Consider the following 17,886-nt stretch of genomic DNA (forward strand, 5'->3'; position numbering starts at 1 on the left):
GCCGCTGCGATCTGGCACAACTGGAACACCGGCGCCACGATCAAGCGCTCACTCATCGCCTATGACCACTGAGGACATCGGACTCATTCATCTAGTCGGGGCCGTACCGGGACCGCCTGGCCGGACTGCCCGGCCGGACCGCCTGGCCGGACTACCGGGACGGACTACCGGGCCAGCCAGAAGGTCAGCCCGGCGGAGAGGGAGCCGACCACCGCGCCGACGATGGTCTGCGCGATGGTGTGGTCCCGCAGCACCACCCGGGACCAGCCGATCACCGCGACCAGCGGGTAGAGCAGCAGCCACAGCGGGCCGAGCGCGATGCCGAGGCAGGCCACCGCGCCGGCCGCCACGGCGGTGTGCACGGAGACCTTCCACCAGACCGTGATCACCAGGATCGGCACCAGCGAGGCGAACATCGCCGCCACCATTGCGGTGAGGTCGCGCGGGGCGTGCGCCAGGATCATCACCGCGAAGCTGACGGCGACCGAGCCCATGATGAACGGGATGACGGTCAGCCGGCGCTGCCGGTGGCCGACGTGGCGGTCCTCCAGGGTGCCCTTGCGGATGCCGCGCTGGATGAACAGGGTCGGGATGACGGCCGCGAACAGTGCGGCGAAGGCGGCCCAGCCGAGGCCGGACCAGCCGTAGCGCAGGCCGCCGATCAGCAGGCAGACCGCGATGATCACGTTCTTCGGCTCGACGCCGTCGGTGACCCGGCGGGCCCAGGTCGTCCGGCTGGTGGGGGCGGTCGTGGCCTCGGTGGTCATCGGGGTGCGTGCTCCGGGTGGGGAAGGGCGGTCGACGGCGCGGCGTCGGTCGGATGATCGTACGTGAGTCGGCGGTTCCGCCGTCCGTCCGGAGGGCCCGCCGGGTTGCCGATCAGAACCGCGCCGGGCGGCCCGCCAGGAACGCGGCCAGCCCCTCGTGCACGTCCGAGGCCTCCCGCGAGCGCCGCTCCCAGGGCTCCAGCGCCTCGGCCGCCCGCTCCGCCGGGACGGCCAGCGCGGCCTTCACCGCGCCGATCGTCTGGGTCGAGCGGGTGGTCAGCAGCCGGGCGAACTCCAGTGCGGCGGCGTCCAGTTCGGCGTCCGGCAGGACCCGCTCGGCGAGGCCCAGCGGCAGCGCGTCCCGGCCGCGCACCAACTCGCCGGAGAACAGCAGGTACTTGGCCCGGGCCGGGCCGACCAGCCGGGCCAGCCGCAGGGTCGGCACCGCCGGGTAGACCACGCCGAGCTTGGCCGGGGTGATCCCCAGCCGGGCGTCCTCGGCGACGAAGCGCAGGTCGCAGGCGACGGCCAGTTGGCAGCCGCCGCCCACGCAGGCGCCGTGCACCACGGCGAGGGTCGGGTGCGGGAAGGCCGCGAGCGCCTCCTCGGCGGCCACGTTGACCGCGTGGTAGGCGTCCGCGCGCCGCGGATCGCCGTACACCTCGGCGAGTTCGGTGATGTCCGCGCCCGCGCTGAACGTGTTCCCGGCGCCGGTCAGCAGCAGGGCCCGTACGCCCGGCTGCTCGGCGAGGCGGCCCAGCACCTCGGGCAGCGCCCGCCAGATCGCCAGGGTCACCGCGTTGCGGCGGTGCGGGCGGGCGAACTCCAGGACGGCGACGCCGTCCTCGCCGACGTACGCGTTCAGGCCCTCGGCCCGGGCGGGCAGGGCGGAGCGGTCCCGCGTGAGCAGCGGCTGGTCCATGCGCACCTCCGGCGTCGGTCGTGGTGCGCCCACTCTGTCAGGCCGGGCCGGCGCTCCTTCGGGCCGGTCGGGGCTCGCTCGGGCCGGTCCTCGGTCAGGTCGTCCCGGCGTCCGGTCGGACCGGTCCGGCGCAGTACGCGCCGAGGCCGTGCTCGACCGTGGCGAAGGCGCGCCGGGCCTCGTCGAGGGCGCCGGGCAGGGCGTCCGCGGCGCGCTCGCCGGCCAGCATCCGCAGGTGGTTGCCGGTGATCAGGGTGAGCCGGACGGCGAGCAGCTGGGCGGCGGCGACCCGGGCGGTCAGCTCGTCGTGGGCCGGGTCCTGGTCGCGCAGCTCGTCGGCGAGCAGGCTCTGGGCGCGCCGGTCGAAGGCCGAGGTGGCGCGCAGGGCCAGCGACGGGGTGGCGTGGATCAGCCGGATCACGTCCAGTACCACCGGGTCGTCGTTCAGGCCGGTGGCCGGGTCCCGGCGCTCCAGGGCGGCGAGGAAGTGTTCGCGCAGCGCCGTCACGGCCGAGGTGCCCGGGGCGCGGTCGTGCACCACCCGGGCGGGCTCGTCGAGGTGCTGCTCCATCGGCCCGAGGACCAGGTCCTCCTTGGTCGGGAAGTAGTTGAACACGGTCATCTTGGAGACCTCGGCGGCGGCCGCGATCTCGGCCACCGAGACCTGGTCGAAGCCCCGTTCGACGAACAGCCCGATGGCCGCGCGGAAGATCCGGACGCCGGTCTGGATCTTCTTGCGCTCGCGCAGCGGGAGGGCGTCGAGGTCGCGGTCGGGGCCGAGGTCCAAGCCGTGGTGGGTCGCCATGCGAAGACTGTACCAGGATCAAAGCTAGACCAAGCAGAAAGATGTGCCGGGATGAAAGATTTGCCTGGATGAAGAATTGACCCAGTCCAAAACTCCTGCCATGGTGGTGCCGAGCCCGCCGGACCGCACCGGTCGGGGCCGACTCCACACACCCCGGGGGGACTTCCCGATGGCACTCGCTGCCCCGCACGCACCCGGCCAGGCCGGATCCACCCTGATGACCACCGCCCAGCGCCAACTCGGCATGCTGCTCTGCCTGGTGACGATCGTGCTGGCCGTGCTCGACTCCAACATCGTCTCGGCGGCCACCGTGCCGATCGTCCGCGACCTCGACCCGGTCCACGGCGTCGACCGGCTGCCCTGGCTGGTCAGCGCCTTCTCGCTGGCGGCCACCGCGCTGCTCCCGCTCTACGGCAAGCTCTGCGACGTGTACGGCGCCAAGCGGGTGCTGCTCGGCGCGGTCGGCACCTTCCTGTTCGGCTCGGTGCTCTGCGGCGCCGCGCAGTCGATGGGCGAGCTGATCGCCTTCCGGGCCGTCCAGGGCATCGGCGGCGGCGGGCTGATGAGCGTGACCATGGTGGTGATGGCCCAGCTCCAGGACCCGCAGGAGCGCAGGGGTGGCAAGGGCGGCGCGATGGGCGGCATCGTCGCCGGGCTCGGCATGGCGGTCGGCCCGCTGGTCGGCGCGCTGTTCACCGACCACCTCGGCTGGCGCTGGATCTTCTACTTCAACCTGCCGCTCGGCCTGCTCGTGCTGGTCGGCGTCGCCCTGGTGATCAAGCTGCCGCGCGACCTCGGCCGGCGCGGACTGGACTTCCTCGGCGCCACCCTGGCCGCCGCCTTCGCCACCGGGCTGCTGCTGGTCACCGAGTGGGGCGGCAAGGACTACGCCTGGACGTCCCCGGTGATCCTCGGGCTCTGCGCCGCCACCCTGGCCTCGCTCGGCCTCTTCCTGTGGCGCCAGGCCACCGCCGCCGAGCCGGTGCTCCCGCTCTCGCTGTTCCGGATCCCGGTGGTGCGGATCGGCTTCGCGGTCCAGGGCCTGGTCGGGATGGGCATGATGGGCGCGATCGTCTACGTGATGATCTACCTGCAGATCGCCCGGGGGATCGCCCCGACCACGGCCAGCCTCTACCTGATGCCGATGGCCGCCGGGATGACCGGCGTCGGCCTGCTCGCCACCCGGCTGATCGCCCGCGGCCACCGGCCGCGCACCTTCCTGATCGTCGGCTCGGGCGTCTCGGTGCTCGCCCTGGCCCTGCTCGGGCTCAGCGGCCCGGACACCCCGCTGTGGGCGGTGGGCGCCGAACTCGCCGTGCTGGGAGCCGGGTTCGGGCAGCTGATCGGGCAACTGATCACCATGGTGCAGGACACCGCCCCGCGCGAGCAGCTCGGCGTCGCCACCACCGGCATCCGGTTCTTCCAGACCCTCGGCAACGCGCTCGGCGCGGCGCTCTTCGGCACGGTGCTGACCCGGGTGTTCGAGGCCGACGAGCCCGGACGCTCCCTCTCCGCGGTGCGCACGATGACCGGCGCGGCCCGGGAGCACGCGCTGCGGAGCTTCACGGACGCCGTGGACGTGGTCTTCCTGTCGGCGGGCGGGGTGATGGTCCTGGTGCTGCTGCTGGCACTGCGGCTGCGCACGGCGGAGCCGGCGGCGGTCGCGGCGGCTGCGGCGGCACCGGAGGCCGGGGAGGCCGGGGAGGCGCCGGCGGCGGCCGAGGGTTCGGTGCTGGCGGCCTGAGCGGGGCCGCCGGGGGCGGCGGGGCCCTCGGCCGGGGAGAACGGCGGGGGAGGACGGCCGGGGAGAACGGCGGGGGAGGACGGCGGAGCGGGGCTCGGTGGACCCACGGGGGTGTCCACCGGGCCCCGCCGCTGCTTTTCCCGGGCCGGATGCCGTAGCGGGGCCCGGCGGGCCGTCAGGCCTCGGTGGCGGTGTGCTCCGAGGCCAGGATCGCCCAGATCTCCTTGTCGTGGCGGACGCCGTTGTGCAGGAACCACTCCCGCAGCACGCCCTCCCGCTGCATCCCGACCCGCTGGGCCACCGCCCGGCTGCGGGCGTTGGCGGCCGAGCACCACCACTCGGCGCGGTGCAGGCCGCGGGTGGTGAAGGCGTAGTCGAGCAGCCGGCGGACGGCGGCGCTGATCAGCCCGCCGCCCTCGCCGGCCGGCTCGGTCCAGGCGCCGATCTCGCAGTTGCCGCTCCGGGTGTCGAAGTGCACGAACATCACGCCGCCGACCAGCGTGCCGTCCCGCCAGATGCCGTAGATCCGGCTGGAGTCGGCGGCCTGGCCGTCGGCGTAGCGCTGCAGGGTGGCGCGGGCCGAGTCCAGGTCGGTGGTGCGGGTGGCCCACGGGATCCACGGGTCGGTGTGGGCGCGGGCGCGGTCGATGTGGGCCAGGAACTCCGGGGCCTGCCAGGGCTCCAGCGGGCGCAGTTCGGCGTTCTCGGCGAGCGGGACGGAAAACACGGGCGGGCCTCTCGGGGCGTGCGACGGGTGGGGGCGACGGATGTGGGGACGGGTGTGGGGCGGGTGGGCGTGGGCTGTTCGGATCATTCATAACAAACGTTTGGTATGTACGATAGCCCCCATGACGCCAGCCCGTGGAGACCATGACGCCCGCCGTTCGGAAGTCTCCGAGGGAGTGTGGCGGGTGCTCTCCGCCAAGGGCTTCGAGGGGCTGACCCTGCGGGCGGTGGCGGCCGAACTGGGCGCCTCCACCGGGCTGCTGACGCACTACTTCCCGAACAAGCGGGCGCTGCTGAGCCACGCCCTGGAGGAGCTCGACCGCCGCTCCGCCGCCCGGCCCCGGCGGCTGGCCCCCGCCGACGGCACCCCGCCGCCGCCCGAGGGGCTGGCCCGGCTGCGGGCCGCACTGCTCGACGTGCTGCCGCTGGACGAGGCCACCGAATCCGGCAACCGGATCTGGGTCAGCTCCTGGGACGTCGCCCTGGCGGACCCGGAGCTGGCGGCCGCGCACGCGGGGCGCTACGCCCGGTCACGGGTGGCGCTCACGGCGCACGTGGCGGACGCCCAGCGGCTCGGCGAGCTCCCGGCCGGCGCCGACCCCGCCGGGCTCGCGGCGGGCGCGCAGGCCTTCGTGCTGGGACTGGTGGTGCAGTCATTGTTCGCCCCGGCGGAGTTCCCGGCGGAACGGCAGATCGCGCTGCTCGACGCCTATCTGGCGGGGCTGGCCGGTTAGTCCTCCCTGGTCCGCTCGTGGTCCGCTCCTGGGCGGCGACAGTTCGGCCGCGGGCCCGCCGCAGTTCGGCCGCGGGCCGGGTTCCGGCCCCGGGGAGAGGCGCCCCGGGCGTCTCTGTCCGGCTTTTGTCGGATTTCGCCGGTCGGCCGTTCGGGCGGCTGTTTCGTTCAAGGGTGGGGGATTCGCCCGGAATTCCGGTTTTCCGCCCGACCGGCTTTCGCGGCGGTCATGACACGCATTGTCACGGGTTATGCGCGGTGGGTGCTGGATTACCCGGAGGTGATAAACGGCCACGGAAAGTACGCACGGGCGCGATGGCCTGCGGAAATTCGGAGGGTGGCGCCCCCAGCAGGATTCGAACCTGCGACCTACCGCTTAGAAGGCGGGTGCTCTATCCGCTGAGCTATGGGGGCGGGACGGACGGCGCCCTGGCGGGCGTGACCGTGGCCGGGATCGGGCGACGAGCGCTGGGCGCGCGCGTTGTCCGGCCCCGTACCTGAGGGTGGGGGTGGGGGTTGGTGGGCCCTCGCCCTGTCGGGGACAGGATAAGGGTGTCCAGTTCCTCGGCCGGGTGTGACGACACCGTCGTTGGTGTGTCGGTTCGGTGGAGCGGTCCGATAATCGCAGGTGGAGACCGTGTGTGCAGCGGTCTGGGACTGTTCCGGGCCGGACGTTGTGCAGTCGTTACGGGGCTGCCTCCCCACCCGTTATGGATTCGACACGGAGAATGTCCCGCCGCCGGTGCGGGTGGGGGCTCCTATTCGGCTCGCTCCGGCGTGATGACGTGCGCGGACGGCCCGGCCCGGGTGTTCCGCCGGGTGGCGGAGGCGGCCGCGATCTGCCCGTTTGTTGTCATGAGCGCGAAGAGATGGTACCCGAGCGGTGCACGAAGGCCGAAATTCACCCCTGTGAGTGACGGCCGTTTTTCACCCTGCCGATCGGCCTACTAGTTGTCCACAGGATTTCGGAACCCGGTGGTCGTGATTTCTTCCGGGACGCACTCTGAACTCGCACCGCTCGATTCCGTACGGTGCGTCGGCGAGAACGGAGAGTGCGCTGTGAACGAGGTTCAGGTGACGGTGGTCGGCAATGTCGCGACCGAGGTGAGTTACGGGGAAACCGCCGGCGGGGTGCCGATGGCGAACTTCCAGCTCGGCTGCACCGAGCGGCGGTACGACCGCGAGCGGGCCTGCTGGGTGGACGGCGAGACGCAGTGGCTGAGGGTGACGGCCTGGCGGGCGCTCGCGGTGAACCTGATCGGCTCGCTGGCCAAGGGTGAGCCGGTGCTGGTGACGGGTCGGCTGCGGGTGCGGGAGTGGACGGAAGGGGAGGTGAAGCGCAGCCGGGCCGAGATCGACGCCCGGTCGATCGGACACGACCTCACCCGGGGTACCACGGCGTTCCGTTGGGCGACGGGCGTGCGCGGGCAGCCGTCGGGTGCGGCGGGGCCGCCCGGCGCGAGGCCCGCGGGCGAGCCGGTGCCCGGGTGGATCGTCAACGCGCTGGAGTCGCGCCGGGCTTCGGCGGTGGCCGCGGCGCCGGCCCGGCCGGAGTCGCCGCCGGGAGCGCGGGCGGTGACGGAGCAGCAGGGCGAGGTATCCGAGGGGGATCGGGGAGGTGAAGACCGGGCGCTGCTGGGCTGACGGGTCGGTGACCTTCCCTGTCGACAAATATGTTGATCGAGAACGTCGTTGCGCCCGCACGCGCAATCTCGTCCGGATAACGGAAAGTCGCGCAGAGATTCTGGCGGTACGTCAGCTTGTGTGGAACCTGAGGGGGTTGATAACGATCCAGATACGGAATCGTCCTGATTTCGCATGGGGGTTTCGGGGCCTCCGGGGCTCAATAGGATTCACTTGGTTCACACCCGCAGCAGTGCCACAGGGGGCACGCGCGGCACGGCAAGTCGGCGGGCTGCCCACTCGGTGCAAGCCCGCTCCGGAGGGATCCCAGATGTTCAAGCGGCAGGGGCGGAGTCTGTCCCGCATAACCACTGTCATGCTCACGACCAGCGTTGCGCTGGGCGGAGGCCTGTTCGCGGCCGGTGCGGCGGTCGCGGCCGACACCCCGGCCTCGGGCGTGACCGCGATCGTCCAGCCGGACATGTTCGGCGAGCGGGTCGACGTCCAGGGCAAGGAGAGCGTCGACGCGGGCCTGTTCACCCTCAAGACGACCTCCGGTGAGCTGCTGCAGACCTACTGCATCGACTTCGACAACCCGGTGTACCTGGACAGCAAGGCCAAGTACCACGAGGCCGACTGGTCCGCGAGCTCCCTCAACAGCAACGCGAACGCCCCCAAGATCCGCTGGATCCTGGAGAACTCGTACCCGCAGGTGCCGATCGACGCCCTGCGCAAGGCGATCGGCGACAACGAGCTCTCGGAGAAGGACGCCGCGGCCGGTACCCAGTCCGCGATCTGGAAGTTCTCGGACAACAAGACCGCGACCCCGCGCAACGAGCACGCCAAGAAGCTGCGCGACTACCTGACGGGCGACGCCAACAAGGGCGTCGCGGCCGAGCCGAAGCCCTCGCTGACCCTCACTCCGGACTCCGTCTCCGGCAAGTCCGGCGCCAAGCTCGGCCCGTTCGTGCTGAACACCAGCGCCAACGAGGTCAAGCTCGCCGTCTCCGGCGACGCCGCCGACAAGATCAAGGTGCTGGACAAGGACGGCAAGCAGGTCAACGGCACGCTGGCCGGCCCGGTCGCCAAGGACACCCAGCTGTTCCTGGACGTCCCCGGCGGCACCCCGGACGGCAAGGCCGTGCTCAAGGCCACCGCCGACACCACCGTCCTCAGCGGCCGGGTCTTCATGAGCGGCCTGGACGACCAGGGCAACCACAGCCAGACCATGATCCTGGCCGGCTCCAAGAAGCTCAGCGTCGCGGCCGCGGGCCAGGCCACCTGGAAGCAGGCCCAGGGCGCGATCGTCGACAGCTCCGCCAAGGAGGAGTGCGCCAACGGCGGTGTGCGCGTCTCCGTCGCCAACACCGGTGACCAGCCGGCCGAGGTGACCGTGCAGCCGGGCCAGAAGATCACCGTGCAGCCCGGCAAGACCGAGACCGTGCTGGTCAAGGTCGCCGAGAAGACCAAGTACGACATCACCGTCACCGGCCCGAACGGCTACTCCAAGAAGTTCACCGGGGTCCTCGACTGCAAGACCGGCGTGACCCCGACCGGCGCCCCGACCACCCCGGCCGCCACCGGCACCACCACCGCCACCCCCTCGGGCACCCCGAGCTCCGGTGCCGCCCACCCGGTGCCGTCGACCACCAGCGCCGCCCCGGGCACCGGTGGCCTGGCCCAGACCGGTGCCAATGACTCCACCCCGATCCTCGCCGCCGTCGCCGGTGGCCTGGTCGTGGCCGGTGGCGCCGCAGTCTTCGTCCTGCGCCGCCGTGGCCGTCACGGTCGCACCACCGCCTGAACCGTCTGAACCCGCCTGAGCGGTGCTCCGGGAGGCGCTGACCTCCCGGAGCCCTGAACGAGCGGAACCCGGCCCGGCTCCCCGCACCAGCTGCGGGGAGCCGGGCCGTCGCGCTTCCCGGCCCGGGCCCGGTGCGCACATCCCCCGGCACGGACGCCCCGGCGCGGATACCCCCGGGGCGGACATTCCCGGCGCGGATACCCCGGTGGGGTCACCCCGGCGGTTCGGGGCTCCCGGCCGGGTGCGGCACAATGGAACGCTGCAAGACGAATACTCCCGACGACGCCGGAGCGATCTCACGTGGCGGAATACATCTACACGATGCGCAAGGTGCGCAAGGCGCACGGAGACAAGGTCATCCTTGACGACGTGACGCTCAGCTTCCTCCCCGGGGCGAAGATCGGCGTCGTGGGCCCCAACGGTGCCGGTAAGTCCACCGTGCTGAAGATGATGGCCGGCCTGGAGCACCCCTCCAACGGCGACGCCTTCCTCTCGCCCGGCTTCACCGTCGGCATGCTCCTCCAGGAGCCCCCGCTCGACGAGACCAAGACGGTCCTGGAGAACGTCCAGGACGGCGTCAAGGAGATCAAGGGCAAGCTCGACCGCTTCAACGAGATCGCCGAGCTGATGGCGACCGACTACTCGGACGCGCTGCTCGACGAGATGGGCAAGCTCCAGGAGGAGCTGGACCACGCCGAGGCCTGGGACCTGGACGCCCAGCTGGAGCAGGCCATGGACGCCCTGGGCTGCCCGCCCGGCGACTGGCCGGTCACCAAGCTCTCCGGTGGCGAGAAGCGCCGCGTGGCGCTCTGCAAGCTGCTGCTGGAGGCCCCCGACCTGCTGCTGCTCGACGAGCCCACCAACCACCTGGACGCCGAGTCGGTGAACTGGCTGGAGCAGCACCTGGAGAAGTACAAGGGCACCGTCGTGGCCGTCACCCACGACCGGTACTTCCTGGACAACGTCGCCGAGTGGATCCTGGAGCTCGACCGCGGCCGCGCCTACCCGTACGAGGGCAACTACTCCACCTACCTGGAGACCAAGCAGTCCCGTCTCAAGGTCGAGGGCCAGAAGGACGCCAAGCGCGCCAAGCGGCTCAAGGAAGAGCTGGAGTGGGTCCGCTCCAACGCCAAGGGCCGCCAGGCCAAGTCCAAGGCCCGCCTCGCCCGTTACGAGGAGATGGCGGCCGAGGCCGACAAGATGCGGAAGCTGGACTTCGAGGAGATCCAGATCCCGCCGGGCCCGCGCCTGGGCAGCGTCGTCATCGAGGTGGAGAACCTCTCCAAGGCCTTCGGCGAGAAGATCCTGATCGACGACCTCAGCTTCACCCTGCCGCGCAACGGCATCGTCGGCATCATCGGCCCGAACGGCGCCGGCAAGACGACGCTGTTCAAGATGCTGCAGGACATGGAGACCCCGGACTCCGGCAACGTCAAGGTCGGCGAGACCGTCAAGATCAGCTACGTCGACCAGTCGCGTTCCAACATCGACCCGAAGAAGACCCTCTGGGAGGTCGTCTCCGACGGTCTGGACTGGATCAACGTCGGCCAGGTCGAGATGCCGTCCCGCGCCTACGTGTCGGCCTTCGGCTTCAAGGGCCCGGACCAGCAGAAGCCGGCCGGCGTGCTCTCCGGCGGTGAGCGCAACCGCCTGAACCTGGCGCTCACCCTCAAGCAGGGCGGCAACCTGCTGCTCCTCGACGAGCCCACCAACGACCTCGACGTCGAGACGCTCTCCTCGCTGGAGAACGCCCTGCTGGAGTTCCCCGGCTGCGCCGTGGTCATCTCCCACGACCGCTGGTTCCTGGACCGAGTGGCCACCCACATCCTCGCCTACGAGGGCGAGAGCAAGTGGTTCTGGTTCGAGGGCAACTTCGAGTCGTACGAGAAGAACAAGATCGAGCGACTGGGCGCCGACGCCGCCCGTCCGCACCGGGCCACGTACAAGAAGCTGACCCGAGGCTGACACCCAGCTGTCACAACGGCCCGGCAGACTGCCCCCCGGGGGCGGCCTGCCGGGCCGCGGCCCGTCACCGAGGTTCGGCGGCGGGTGACCGGACACCGAGGAGAACACCCGTGGCTCGCCACATCTACGCCTGCCCGCTGCGCTGGTCCGACATGGACGCCTTCGGGCACGTCAACAACGTGGTCTTCCTGCGCTACCTGGAGGAGGCCCGGATCGACTTCATGTTCACCCAGGCCGCCGAGGCCGGCGCGGGGGAGTTCGCGGGCGGCTCGGTGGTGGCCCGCCACGAGATCGACTACAAGCGCCCGCTGGTGCACCGGCCGGAGCCGGTCACCGTGGAGACCCGGGTGACGCACATCGGCAGCGCCTCGCTGACCGTCTCCTACGACATCAAGGACGTCCACGAGGACGGCTCCGAGACGGTGTACGTCCGGGCCTCCACCGTGGTGGTGCCCTACGACCTGGCCGCGGGCCGGCCGCGCCGGATCTCGCCGGTGGAGCGGGAGTTCCTCTCCCGGTTCATGGACGAGGCCCCGGTCGGCGCGGCAGTCTGAAAGTCCCTGGACCTCCGAACCGATTCGAGCTGAGCCGCGTTGACCGTCACCGCCCGCCTCGCCCTGACCGACACCGGTGAGGCCGCCGACCTCTCCGCCTTCCTGCTGCGCCTGCTGCGCTTCGACAAGGCGGCGGCCGTGCGGCTGCAGGCGGTCGACCCGGCCGCGGCGGACGGCGTGCTGGCGGTCTTCGGACGGCTGCCGCTGGGCGAGTCGGGCGTGCTGGCGATCCGCACCGCCCGGCTGCACGGCCTGGACGAGCCGGTGGACCTGACCGTCTCCGCGGGCCAGCTGCTGGACGGCGTGGACCCCGACTCGGGCACCGTCGCGCTGCCCGCACCGGTGACCGGCCCGGCCTGGGCCGGGCTGCTGCCGCCGCGGGTCGGCTGGCGGCCGGTCGGGACCCCGCCGGCGGCCGAGGTGTGCCGCGAACTGATGGCGGCGGTGGCGGAGTTCCGCGAGCGCAGTGAGGCCGTCCCGGCGCACCACCGCACCCGCGCGGTGCTGGACCGGCTGGCGGACGAGGTGTGGTCCCGCCCGGTCTCGGTGCTGCCCGAGCTGCCGCTGCGCGCCGTGCACGCCTCGTACCGGATCGGTTTCCTGAGCCCCGAGGCGCCGCTCTCGGTGCACCGGGCGGGCGGCTGGCTGCGGTTGAGCTCCCCGGTGGGCTCGGTGGTGGTGCGGACCGCGGCCGCGCCGGGCGCGGGGCTGGGCCTCAGCCCGCTCCGGTAGCGGCGGGCAGGCGGGCGGCCGGGCGGGCAGGCGGCCAGGCGGCGCCAGTGGCCGGGGGCCGAGGGCCGGCTCAGCCCGGGGTGTTGATCATCGAGGCGGCGGCGTAGGTCAGGTAGTCCAGCAGCTGCCGCTCGTGCTCGGCGGGCAGTTCCAGGCTCGCCACGGCCGCCCGCATGTGGGTGAGCCAGGCGTCGTGGGCGGCCTTGTCGACCTTGAACGGCGCGTGCCGCATCCGCAGCCGCGGGTGACCGCGCCGGTCGCTGTAGGTGCGCGGGCCGCCCCAGTACTGCATCAGGAACAGCGCCATCCGCTCCTCGGCCGGGCCGAGGTCCTCCTCGGGGTACATCGGCCGCAGCAACTCGTCCTCGGCGATGCCCTCGTAGAAGCGGCGGGTCAGGCGCCGGAAGGTGGCCTCACCGCCGACCTGCTCGAAGAAGGTCTCCTCGCTGAACGTGCCGCGTCCGATCTCTGTCACCCGACCATGGTCGCAGACGCCGACGGGGTCGTACACCGGGACCAAAGGCGTACGACCTCGTCGGGGCTGGGCGATCAGGGCAGTGCGCGGACGGCTACGCGTCCTCCCACTTGAACAGCTTCCAGGCGATGCCGGTGAACACGGCCGCGAAGAGCAGCAGTCCGCCCATGGCGGGCAGCGCGTCCATGACGCCGCCGCCGCGGGTCAGCACCGACTGGGCGGCCGACACCAGGTGCTTGAGCGGCATGACCTGGGAGACGGTCTTCAACCAGTCCGGGGCGCCGTCCAGCGGGAAGAACGAGCCGGACAGGAAGGACATCGGCAGCACGATCAGCTGCGAGATGCCGTTCGCGGCCTCCTCGGTCTTGGCGACCGAACCGGCCAGCAGGCCGATCGACATGAAGGCGAGCGTCGCGCAGGCCACCAGCGGCAGGATCAGCCACCAGTTCCCGGTGAGCTTGAGCCCGAAGAAGCTCGTCGCGACGACCAGGAAGACGGTGGTCTGCAGGAAGGCGGTCAGCAGCGAGACCGCGATCCGGGAGCTGACCACCGCACCGGCGCTGACCGGGGCCAGTCGCAGGCGCCGCAGCACCTTGGACTTGCGCCAGCCGACCAGGGTCAGCGAGGCGCCGAAGACCGCGCCGGTGGCGACGGCCCAGCCGAGCAGGCCGGGGGTGAGGAACTGGATCGGCTTGAGCGACTGGTCCTCGACCTGGTGGGAGTCCAGCACGTAGGCGGCCGGCTGGTGGGTGGCGGCCTGGTTGGCGCTCTGGACGACCGAGTTGAGGATGCCCTGGACCGCGCCGGCCTTGACCTGGTCGGCGGCGGTGTAGCGCAGCTCCACCTTGCCGTCCGGGCCCTGGCTGATCATCGCGTCGAAGTCGCCCTTGCGGACCTTCTCCAGCGTGCCGGCCTCGTCGTCGGTCCTGGTGATGGTGAGGACCTTGTCCAGTCCGGCCCGTTCGTCGCCCTGGATCGAGTCGAACAGCTTGACCGCGCCGACCTGGGCGACCTTGGCGTGCGGGCTGGAGGAGCCCTTGGTGACGGAGCCGAAGAAGACCAGGAAGACCAGCGGGAACAGCAGGACGAAGAAGGTCGCGGTGCGGTCGCGCTTCATCCCGAGCAGCATCGCGCGGGACAGGCTCCAGAACGCGCTGACCCGCTCCCGCCCGTCGGCGGAGCCGGCCGAACCGCCGCGCTGGGCGGGGACCTTCGGCTCGGTGGAGGTGCTGGTCATGCGCGGAACTCCCGTCCGGTCAGCTGGAGGAAGACGTCCTCCAGGGTGGCGCCGCGCACTTCGAGGCCGCGCAGCGCGTTCTGCTCGGCGAGGACGCTGAGTACCGGGGCGGGAAGGCGGGTGGAGACGGAGAGCGAGACGGTGTCGTCCTCCAGGTTGGCGATGTCGGCGCCGGCCGCGGCCAGCAGCTCGCGGGCCCGCTCGGCCGACAGCTGGCCGGAGGCCACGCTGATCCGGACGGTGTCGTCGATCTCGCGGATCAGCGCCGCCGGCGCGCCGGTGTGCAGCACCTTGCCGTGGTCCATGATCGAGACCCGGTCGCAGAGCACCTCGGCCTCGTCCAGGTAGTGGGTGGTCAGGACGACGGTGCGGCCCTCGGCGTTGATGTCCCGCAGCAGGTCCCAGAGGTTGCGGCGGGCCTGCGGGTCGAGGCCGGTGGTGGGCTCGTCCAGGAAGACGAGCTCCGGGTCGTGGGCCAGGGCGCAGGCGATCGACAGGCGCTGGGCCTGGCCGCCGGACATCTGGTCGGTGAGGGTCGCCGCCTTGTCCGAGAGCCCGACCCGCTCCAGCATCGCGTCGGCCCGCTTGGGGCCGACCCCGTAGAACGACGCGAAGGTGCGGATCGTCTCCCGGGCGGTCAGCTTCCGGAAGAAGGCGGAGGCCTGGAACTGCACGCCGATGCGCGGCAGCAGCTTCGGGTTGCGCGGCCAGGGGGCCATCCCCAGCAGCTCGACCCGGCCCTCGTCGGGCTTGCGGACCCCTTCCAGGATCTCCATGGTGGTGGTCTTCCCGGCCCCGTTGGGACCGAGGATCCCGTAGAACTCGCCGGCCTCGACGGTGAGCGACACCCCGTCGACGGCCTGCACATCCCCGTACCGCTGGCGGATGCCGTCAGCGGATATAGCAGCAGTCATGAATCCAGAGAGTAGGGCTCACGGGGCGTCTTGTGCACACCGGGGACAGGAATTTGTGGATTCCCTGAGGAACGCATGAGAAAAGCCGGGCCGGGCGAAATTACGAATTCCGCCCGGCCCGGCCGGAGTTGCCCCTGACGGGTGCTCAAAGCGCAGGTCAGGCGCGGTGTACCGTGATCGTCGTCCAGGCACCGACGTGGATCCGGTCGCCGTCGCCCAGGGGGATGGCGGTGTTCGGGGAGATCGGTTCCTCGCCCCCGTTCACGGTGGTTCCGTTGGTCGATCCCTGGTCCACCAGCACCCAGCTGCCGTCCGCCTGTTCGGCGAGCAGCGCGTGCCGGTGCGAGGCGCCCGGGTCCTCCGGCGGCACCGACAGGTCGATCTCCGGGACGGTGCCCCGGTGCTGGCTGCGCCGGCCGATCCGCAGCTGGCCGCGGCCGGTCAGCGGGATGCGGCGCTCGGGGCAGTACGGCGGGAAGAACAGGCCGGCCGCCTCGGGGCCGCTGCGGGCCATCATGTCGGTGAAGTAGTCGCGGTCGGCCGAGACCACCGCGATCCAGTTGGCGCGCACCGGTTCGGCCGGGGCGGGCTCCGGCTGGGCACCGGGCTGGGGCTGCGGCGGGGCCAGGTGGAAGGACGTGCCGAAGTCGCCGCCGCGGGTGTTCGGGCCGGGGCCGGTGGGCTGGGCGTACACCGGGCCGGAGTCCTCGCGGGCCGGGGCCTCCGGGAAGGCGCCCTCCGGCGGCGGGTAGCCGTAGGTGTGGGGGTACTCCGGCTGCTGCTGGTACTCCGGCGCCTGCGGCTGGTACTCCGGCGCCTGCGGCTGGTACTCCGGGGCCTGCGGCTGGTGCGGCTGCGGGGCCGGGGTGCCGCCGTAGGCCGCCGGGATGTTCAGCGGCGGGGGCTGGGCCGGGCCCGGCGCGGGTGCGCCGCCGGCCGGTGCCGGGCGGCCGGGGGGCGTGGACAGCTCGTAGTCGTAGCCGCACTCCTCGCAGAACCGCCCGGTCTGCGGGCTGCGGCAGATCGGGCAGACGGCCAGGCCCTCGGTGAGTCCGGGGGCGGCCGGCGGCGGGAAGGCCCCGGGCGGCGGGTAGCCGCCGGGCGGCGGGAACGCCCCGGGCGGGGGAGGCGGGACGGCCCCCGGCGGGGCCGGCGGGGGTGGCGGCGTGCCGTAGGCCGCACCGCCGTGCTGCGGGTGTCCGGCGTGTCCGGCGGGCGCGCCGGGCGCCGGGGCGCCGCTGGGCGCGCCCGGGTAGCCCCCGTGGGCGCCCGGCGCCGGGACCGGTGGGGTCATCGGGAAGCCGCAGAAGTCGCACCAGTCCTCGGCCTGCGACTCGTGGCCCCTCGGGCAGATCGGCATCAGGTCCCCCTCGTTTCGGGCCGGTGCGGTGCGGCGTCGCGCCGGGCGGCCGGCCCGATCACGTCTACAGCGGTCACTTCGCGGTCACTTCTTCACACGTACCGTCTTGGTCGACCGGGTCTCAAGGGTCATCGAGTCGGCCTCGCTCACGTTCTTACGGAACCGAACCGTACCCTCCTTCGGGTCCACCACGTCCACCACCTTCTGCAGCAGCTTGAAGGTGCCCTCGTTGCCGGTCGCGTGGGCGATCCGGACGGCGGCGCCGAGCTTGGCGGTGGCGGTGTCGACGTCGCCGGAGCGGTGGGCCTCCAGGCCCTCCTGGATGGAGGAGGCCAGCTCGGCCTGCCCGGTGTAGTGGGCGACCTGGGGGCTGATCCGGGTGGAGGAGGCGAGGTCGTCCGTCCAGACGGCCTTCACCAGTCCCTGGCTGAGCACCTCGGGGGTGCCGCCGCCGACCTGCGGGGGCAGAACCAGGCTGATCCGGGCGGCGAGCATCTCGTTGCCGACCGAGGCGGACGGGACCTCGACGCAGACGTGGTAGTCGCGGCTCTCGTCGCCCCAGGAGCCGGTGGGGTAGTCGCCCGCCCGGGGGCCGGCCTCGGCGCGGCGGCCGGTGAGGTCCTCGACGGCGGGGGCGACCTGCTTGACGAACTTGACGGTGGCGTTGGCCGGGGTCCAGATCCGCAGCGCGACGTCGGCGACCTGCTTGCCCATCGCGCCGGTCATCATCGAGCGGAAGTCCTCGGCGAGGCCGGAGGGCTCGGCGACGATGTCGGTGGTGCCGAGCAGCGCGGAGGAGATCTTGCGCAGCTCGTCGATCCGCCAGTCGGTGCCGACGCCGCGGCAGTCGGCGGTGAAGTGCCCGGTGACCCGTTCGACGGTGCGGGCGAGGTCCTCGGCGGACTCGTGCTCGTTGTTGCCGTCGGTGAGCAGGATGGCGTGCCGGATGGCGATGTCGCGGCGGGTGAGGAAGAGCTTGTCGGCCTTGGTCAGCCAGGTGCCCATGGCGGTGCCGCCGGCCGCGGTGAGGCGGCGCAGCGACTCCTTGGCCTGCTCCCGGGTGGCCGCCGAGGCGGTGGCCAGGGTGCCGTCGCCGGGGTAGATGTCGCGGGCCTCGTGGGTGCCGGCGACGACGGCGAAGGCGGTGCCGTCGCGCAGGGCGTCGATGGCGGCGGCGGTGGCCTCGCGGGCGCCGTTGATCTTGGTCTTGGGGTAGTCCATCGAGCCCGAGCAGTCGACCAGGATCACCACGGCCGCGTTGGCGTCGCCGCCCTGCGGGCCGGCGTCGGCGAGCCCGAGCGGGCGGCCGCCCGAGGTGCCGCCGCCGGTGGAGGTGACGGTGACGATGGCGTTGACCTCGCGGGCGCCGTCGGCCAGGTACTCGTTCTGGAAGATCTCCACGTCGAACCTGGGCAGGTTCGGCTTCGCCAGTGTTGCCATGGGGCGGTGGCTCCCGTCGGGTGAGGGGTGGATGCGATCAGGTCGGTGGGGCGGGCCGGCGGACGGGGGCCGTCGGTCCGGTCGC

The 17,886-nt window shown here is 72.3% G+C and carries 16 protein-coding genes and 1 tRNA gene; 7 read left to right on the plus strand and 10 right to left on the minus strand.

What is annotated here, in order from left to right:
• Positions 1-164: 164 nt before the first annotated feature.
• The 3 genes from ACZ58X_RS37860 to ACZ58X_RS37870 all read right to left on the minus strand — a co-directional run bounded on the left by ACZ58X_RS37860 (position 165) and on the right by ACZ58X_RS37870 (position 2,494).
• Entirely contained in the window at positions 165-767 is a 603-nt protein-coding gene (locus tag ACZ58X_RS37860) for a hypothetical protein (protein WP_470338114.1), read from the minus strand.
• Between the two features lie 112 nt (positions 768-879).
• The gene (locus ACZ58X_RS37865) at positions 880-1,689 is read right to left on the minus strand and encodes an enoyl-CoA hydratase/isomerase family protein (protein WP_470338115.1); all 810 of its coding nucleotides are present in this window, start codon (positions 1,687-1,689) and stop codon (positions 880-882) included.
• A 94-nt stretch (positions 1,690-1,783) separates the two neighbouring features.
• Positions 1,784-2,494, minus strand: a complete 711-nt coding sequence (locus tag ACZ58X_RS37870) for a TetR/AcrR family transcriptional regulator (protein WP_470338116.1) — start codon at positions 2,492-2,494, stop codon at positions 1,784-1,786.
• Between the two features lie 217 nt (positions 2,495-2,711).
• Between ACZ58X_RS37870 and ACZ58X_RS37875 the strand changes: the two genes are divergently transcribed.
• Positions 2,712-4,238 carry an MFS transporter gene (locus ACZ58X_RS37875; RefSeq protein ID WP_470338165.1) on the plus strand — a complete coding sequence of 509 codons (1,527 nt, stop codon included), beginning with the start codon at positions 2,712-2,714 and terminating at the stop codon, positions 4,236-4,238.
• A 175-nt stretch (positions 4,239-4,413) separates the two neighbouring features.
• Here the strand turns inward: ACZ58X_RS37875 and ACZ58X_RS37880 are convergent, their stop codons facing one another.
• On the minus strand, positions 4,414-4,965 hold the full coding sequence (locus tag ACZ58X_RS37880) for a GNAT family N-acetyltransferase (RefSeq protein WP_470338117.1): 552 nt from the start codon (positions 4,963-4,965) through the stop codon (positions 4,414-4,416).
• Positions 4,966-5,086: 121 nt separating this feature from the next.
• On the opposite strand from ACZ58X_RS37880, the gene ACZ58X_RS37885 reads away from it, so the two are divergent.
• Complete coding sequence (locus ACZ58X_RS37885) at positions 5,087-5,698, plus strand: TetR/AcrR family transcriptional regulator (RefSeq protein WP_360242634.1); 612 nt, start codon at positions 5,087-5,089, stop codon at positions 5,696-5,698.
• A 337-nt stretch (positions 5,699-6,035) separates the two neighbouring features.
• Here ACZ58X_RS37885 and ACZ58X_RS37890 read toward each other — a convergent pair.
• Positions 6,036-6,111, minus strand: a tRNA-Arg gene (locus ACZ58X_RS37890).
• 645 nt (positions 6,112-6,756) lie between these two features.
• Between ACZ58X_RS37890 and ACZ58X_RS37895 the strand changes: the two genes are divergently transcribed.
• The 5 genes from ACZ58X_RS37895 (at position 6,757) to ACZ58X_RS37915 (ending at position 12,375) form a co-directional block, all read left to right on the plus strand.
• Positions 6,757-7,341: a single-stranded DNA-binding protein gene (locus ACZ58X_RS37895; RefSeq protein WP_470338118.1), complete on the plus strand. Its 585-nt coding sequence runs from the start codon at positions 6,757-6,759 to the stop codon at positions 7,339-7,341.
• 355 nt (positions 7,342-7,696) lie between these two features.
• Entirely contained in the window at positions 7,697-9,124 is a 1,428-nt protein-coding gene (locus ACZ58X_RS37900; protein WP_470338119.1) for a Cys-Gln thioester bond-forming surface protein, read from the plus strand.
• Positions 9,125-9,424: 300 nt separating this feature from the next.
• Complete coding sequence (ettA, locus tag ACZ58X_RS37905; protein WP_470338120.1) at positions 9,425-11,089, plus strand: energy-dependent translational throttle protein EttA; 1,665 nt, start codon at positions 9,425-9,427, stop codon at positions 11,087-11,089.
• Positions 11,090-11,199: 110 nt separating this feature from the next.
• The gene (locus ACZ58X_RS37910) at positions 11,200-11,643 is read left to right on the plus strand and encodes an acyl-CoA thioesterase (RefSeq protein WP_360242622.1); all 444 of its coding nucleotides are present in this window, start codon (positions 11,200-11,202) and stop codon (positions 11,641-11,643) included.
• Between the two features lie 39 nt (positions 11,644-11,682).
• Positions 11,683-12,375, plus strand: coding sequence for a DUF8185 domain-containing protein (locus ACZ58X_RS37915; RefSeq protein WP_470338121.1), 693 nt, complete (start codon positions 11,683-11,685; stop codon positions 12,373-12,375).
• A gap of 70 nt (positions 12,376-12,445) precedes the next feature.
• Here ACZ58X_RS37915 and ACZ58X_RS37920 read toward each other — a convergent pair whose 3' ends face one another.
• From ACZ58X_RS37920 to ACZ58X_RS37940, 5 genes are all read right to left on the minus strand, one after another.
• Positions 12,446-12,850, minus strand: coding sequence for a globin (locus tag ACZ58X_RS37920; protein ID WP_360242616.1), 405 nt, complete (start codon positions 12,848-12,850; stop codon positions 12,446-12,448).
• 94 nt (positions 12,851-12,944) lie between these two features.
• Complete coding sequence (locus ACZ58X_RS37925) at positions 12,945-14,087, minus strand: ABC transporter permease (RefSeq protein ID WP_470338122.1); 1,143 nt, start codon at positions 14,085-14,087, stop codon at positions 12,945-12,947.
• On the minus strand, positions 14,084-15,001 hold the full coding sequence (locus ACZ58X_RS37930; RefSeq protein WP_470338123.1) for an ABC transporter ATP-binding protein: 918 nt from the start codon (positions 14,999-15,001) through the stop codon (positions 14,084-14,086). Before ACZ58X_RS37930 ends, ACZ58X_RS37925 begins: the two co-directional genes overlap by 4 nt.
• 157 nt (positions 15,002-15,158) lie before the next feature.
• The gene (locus ACZ58X_RS37935; protein WP_470338124.1) at positions 15,159-16,361 is read right to left on the minus strand and encodes an FHA domain-containing protein; all 1,203 of its coding nucleotides are present in this window, start codon (positions 16,359-16,361) and stop codon (positions 15,159-15,161) included.
• Positions 16,362-16,445: 84 nt separating this feature from the next.
• Positions 16,446-17,801 carry a vWA domain-containing protein gene (locus ACZ58X_RS37940; protein ID WP_470338125.1) on the minus strand — a complete coding sequence of 452 codons (1,356 nt, stop codon included), beginning with the start codon at positions 17,799-17,801 and terminating at the stop codon, positions 16,446-16,448.
• Positions 17,802-17,886 lie beyond the last annotated feature (85 nt).

The sequence above is a fragment of the Kitasatospora sp. NPDC040550 genome (genome assembly GCF_055594965.1).

Bases quoted from the DNA above. Each gene is read 5' to 3' on its own strand.
- ACZ58X_RS37860 (WP_470338114.1), bottom strand. From the start codon at position 767: ATGACCACCGAGGCCACGACCGCCCCCACCAGCCGGACGACCTGGGCC.
- ACZ58X_RS37865 (WP_470338115.1), bottom strand. From the start codon at position 1,689: ATGGACCAGCCGCTGCTCACGCGGGACCGCTCCGCCCTGCCCGCCCGG.
- ACZ58X_RS37870 (WP_470338116.1), bottom strand. From the start codon at position 2,494: ATGGCGACCCACCACGGCTTGGACCTCGGCCCCGACCGCGACCTCGAC.
- ACZ58X_RS37875 (WP_470338165.1), top strand. From the start codon at position 2,712: ATGACCACCGCCCAGCGCCAACTCGGCATGCTGCTCTGCCTGGTGACG.
- ACZ58X_RS37885 (WP_360242634.1), top strand. From the start codon at position 5,087: ATGACGCCAGCCCGTGGAGACCATGACGCCCGCCGTTCGGAAGTCTCC.
- ACZ58X_RS37900 (WP_470338119.1), top strand. From the start codon at position 7,697: ATGCTCACGACCAGCGTTGCGCTGGGCGGAGGCCTGTTCGCGGCCGGT.
- ACZ58X_RS37925 (WP_470338122.1), bottom strand. From the start codon at position 14,087: ATGACCAGCACCTCCACCGAGCCGAAGGTCCCCGCCCAGCGCGGCGGT.
- ACZ58X_RS37930 (WP_470338123.1), bottom strand. From the start codon at position 15,001: ATGACTGCTGCTATATCCGCTGACGGCATCCGCCAGCGGTACGGGGAT.
- ACZ58X_RS37935 (WP_470338124.1), bottom strand. From the start codon at position 16,361: ATGCCGATCTGCCCGAGGGGCCACGAGTCGCAGGCCGAGGACTGGTGC.
- ACZ58X_RS37940 (WP_470338125.1), bottom strand. From the start codon at position 17,801: ATGGCAACACTGGCGAAGCCGAACCTGCCCAGGTTCGACGTGGAGATC.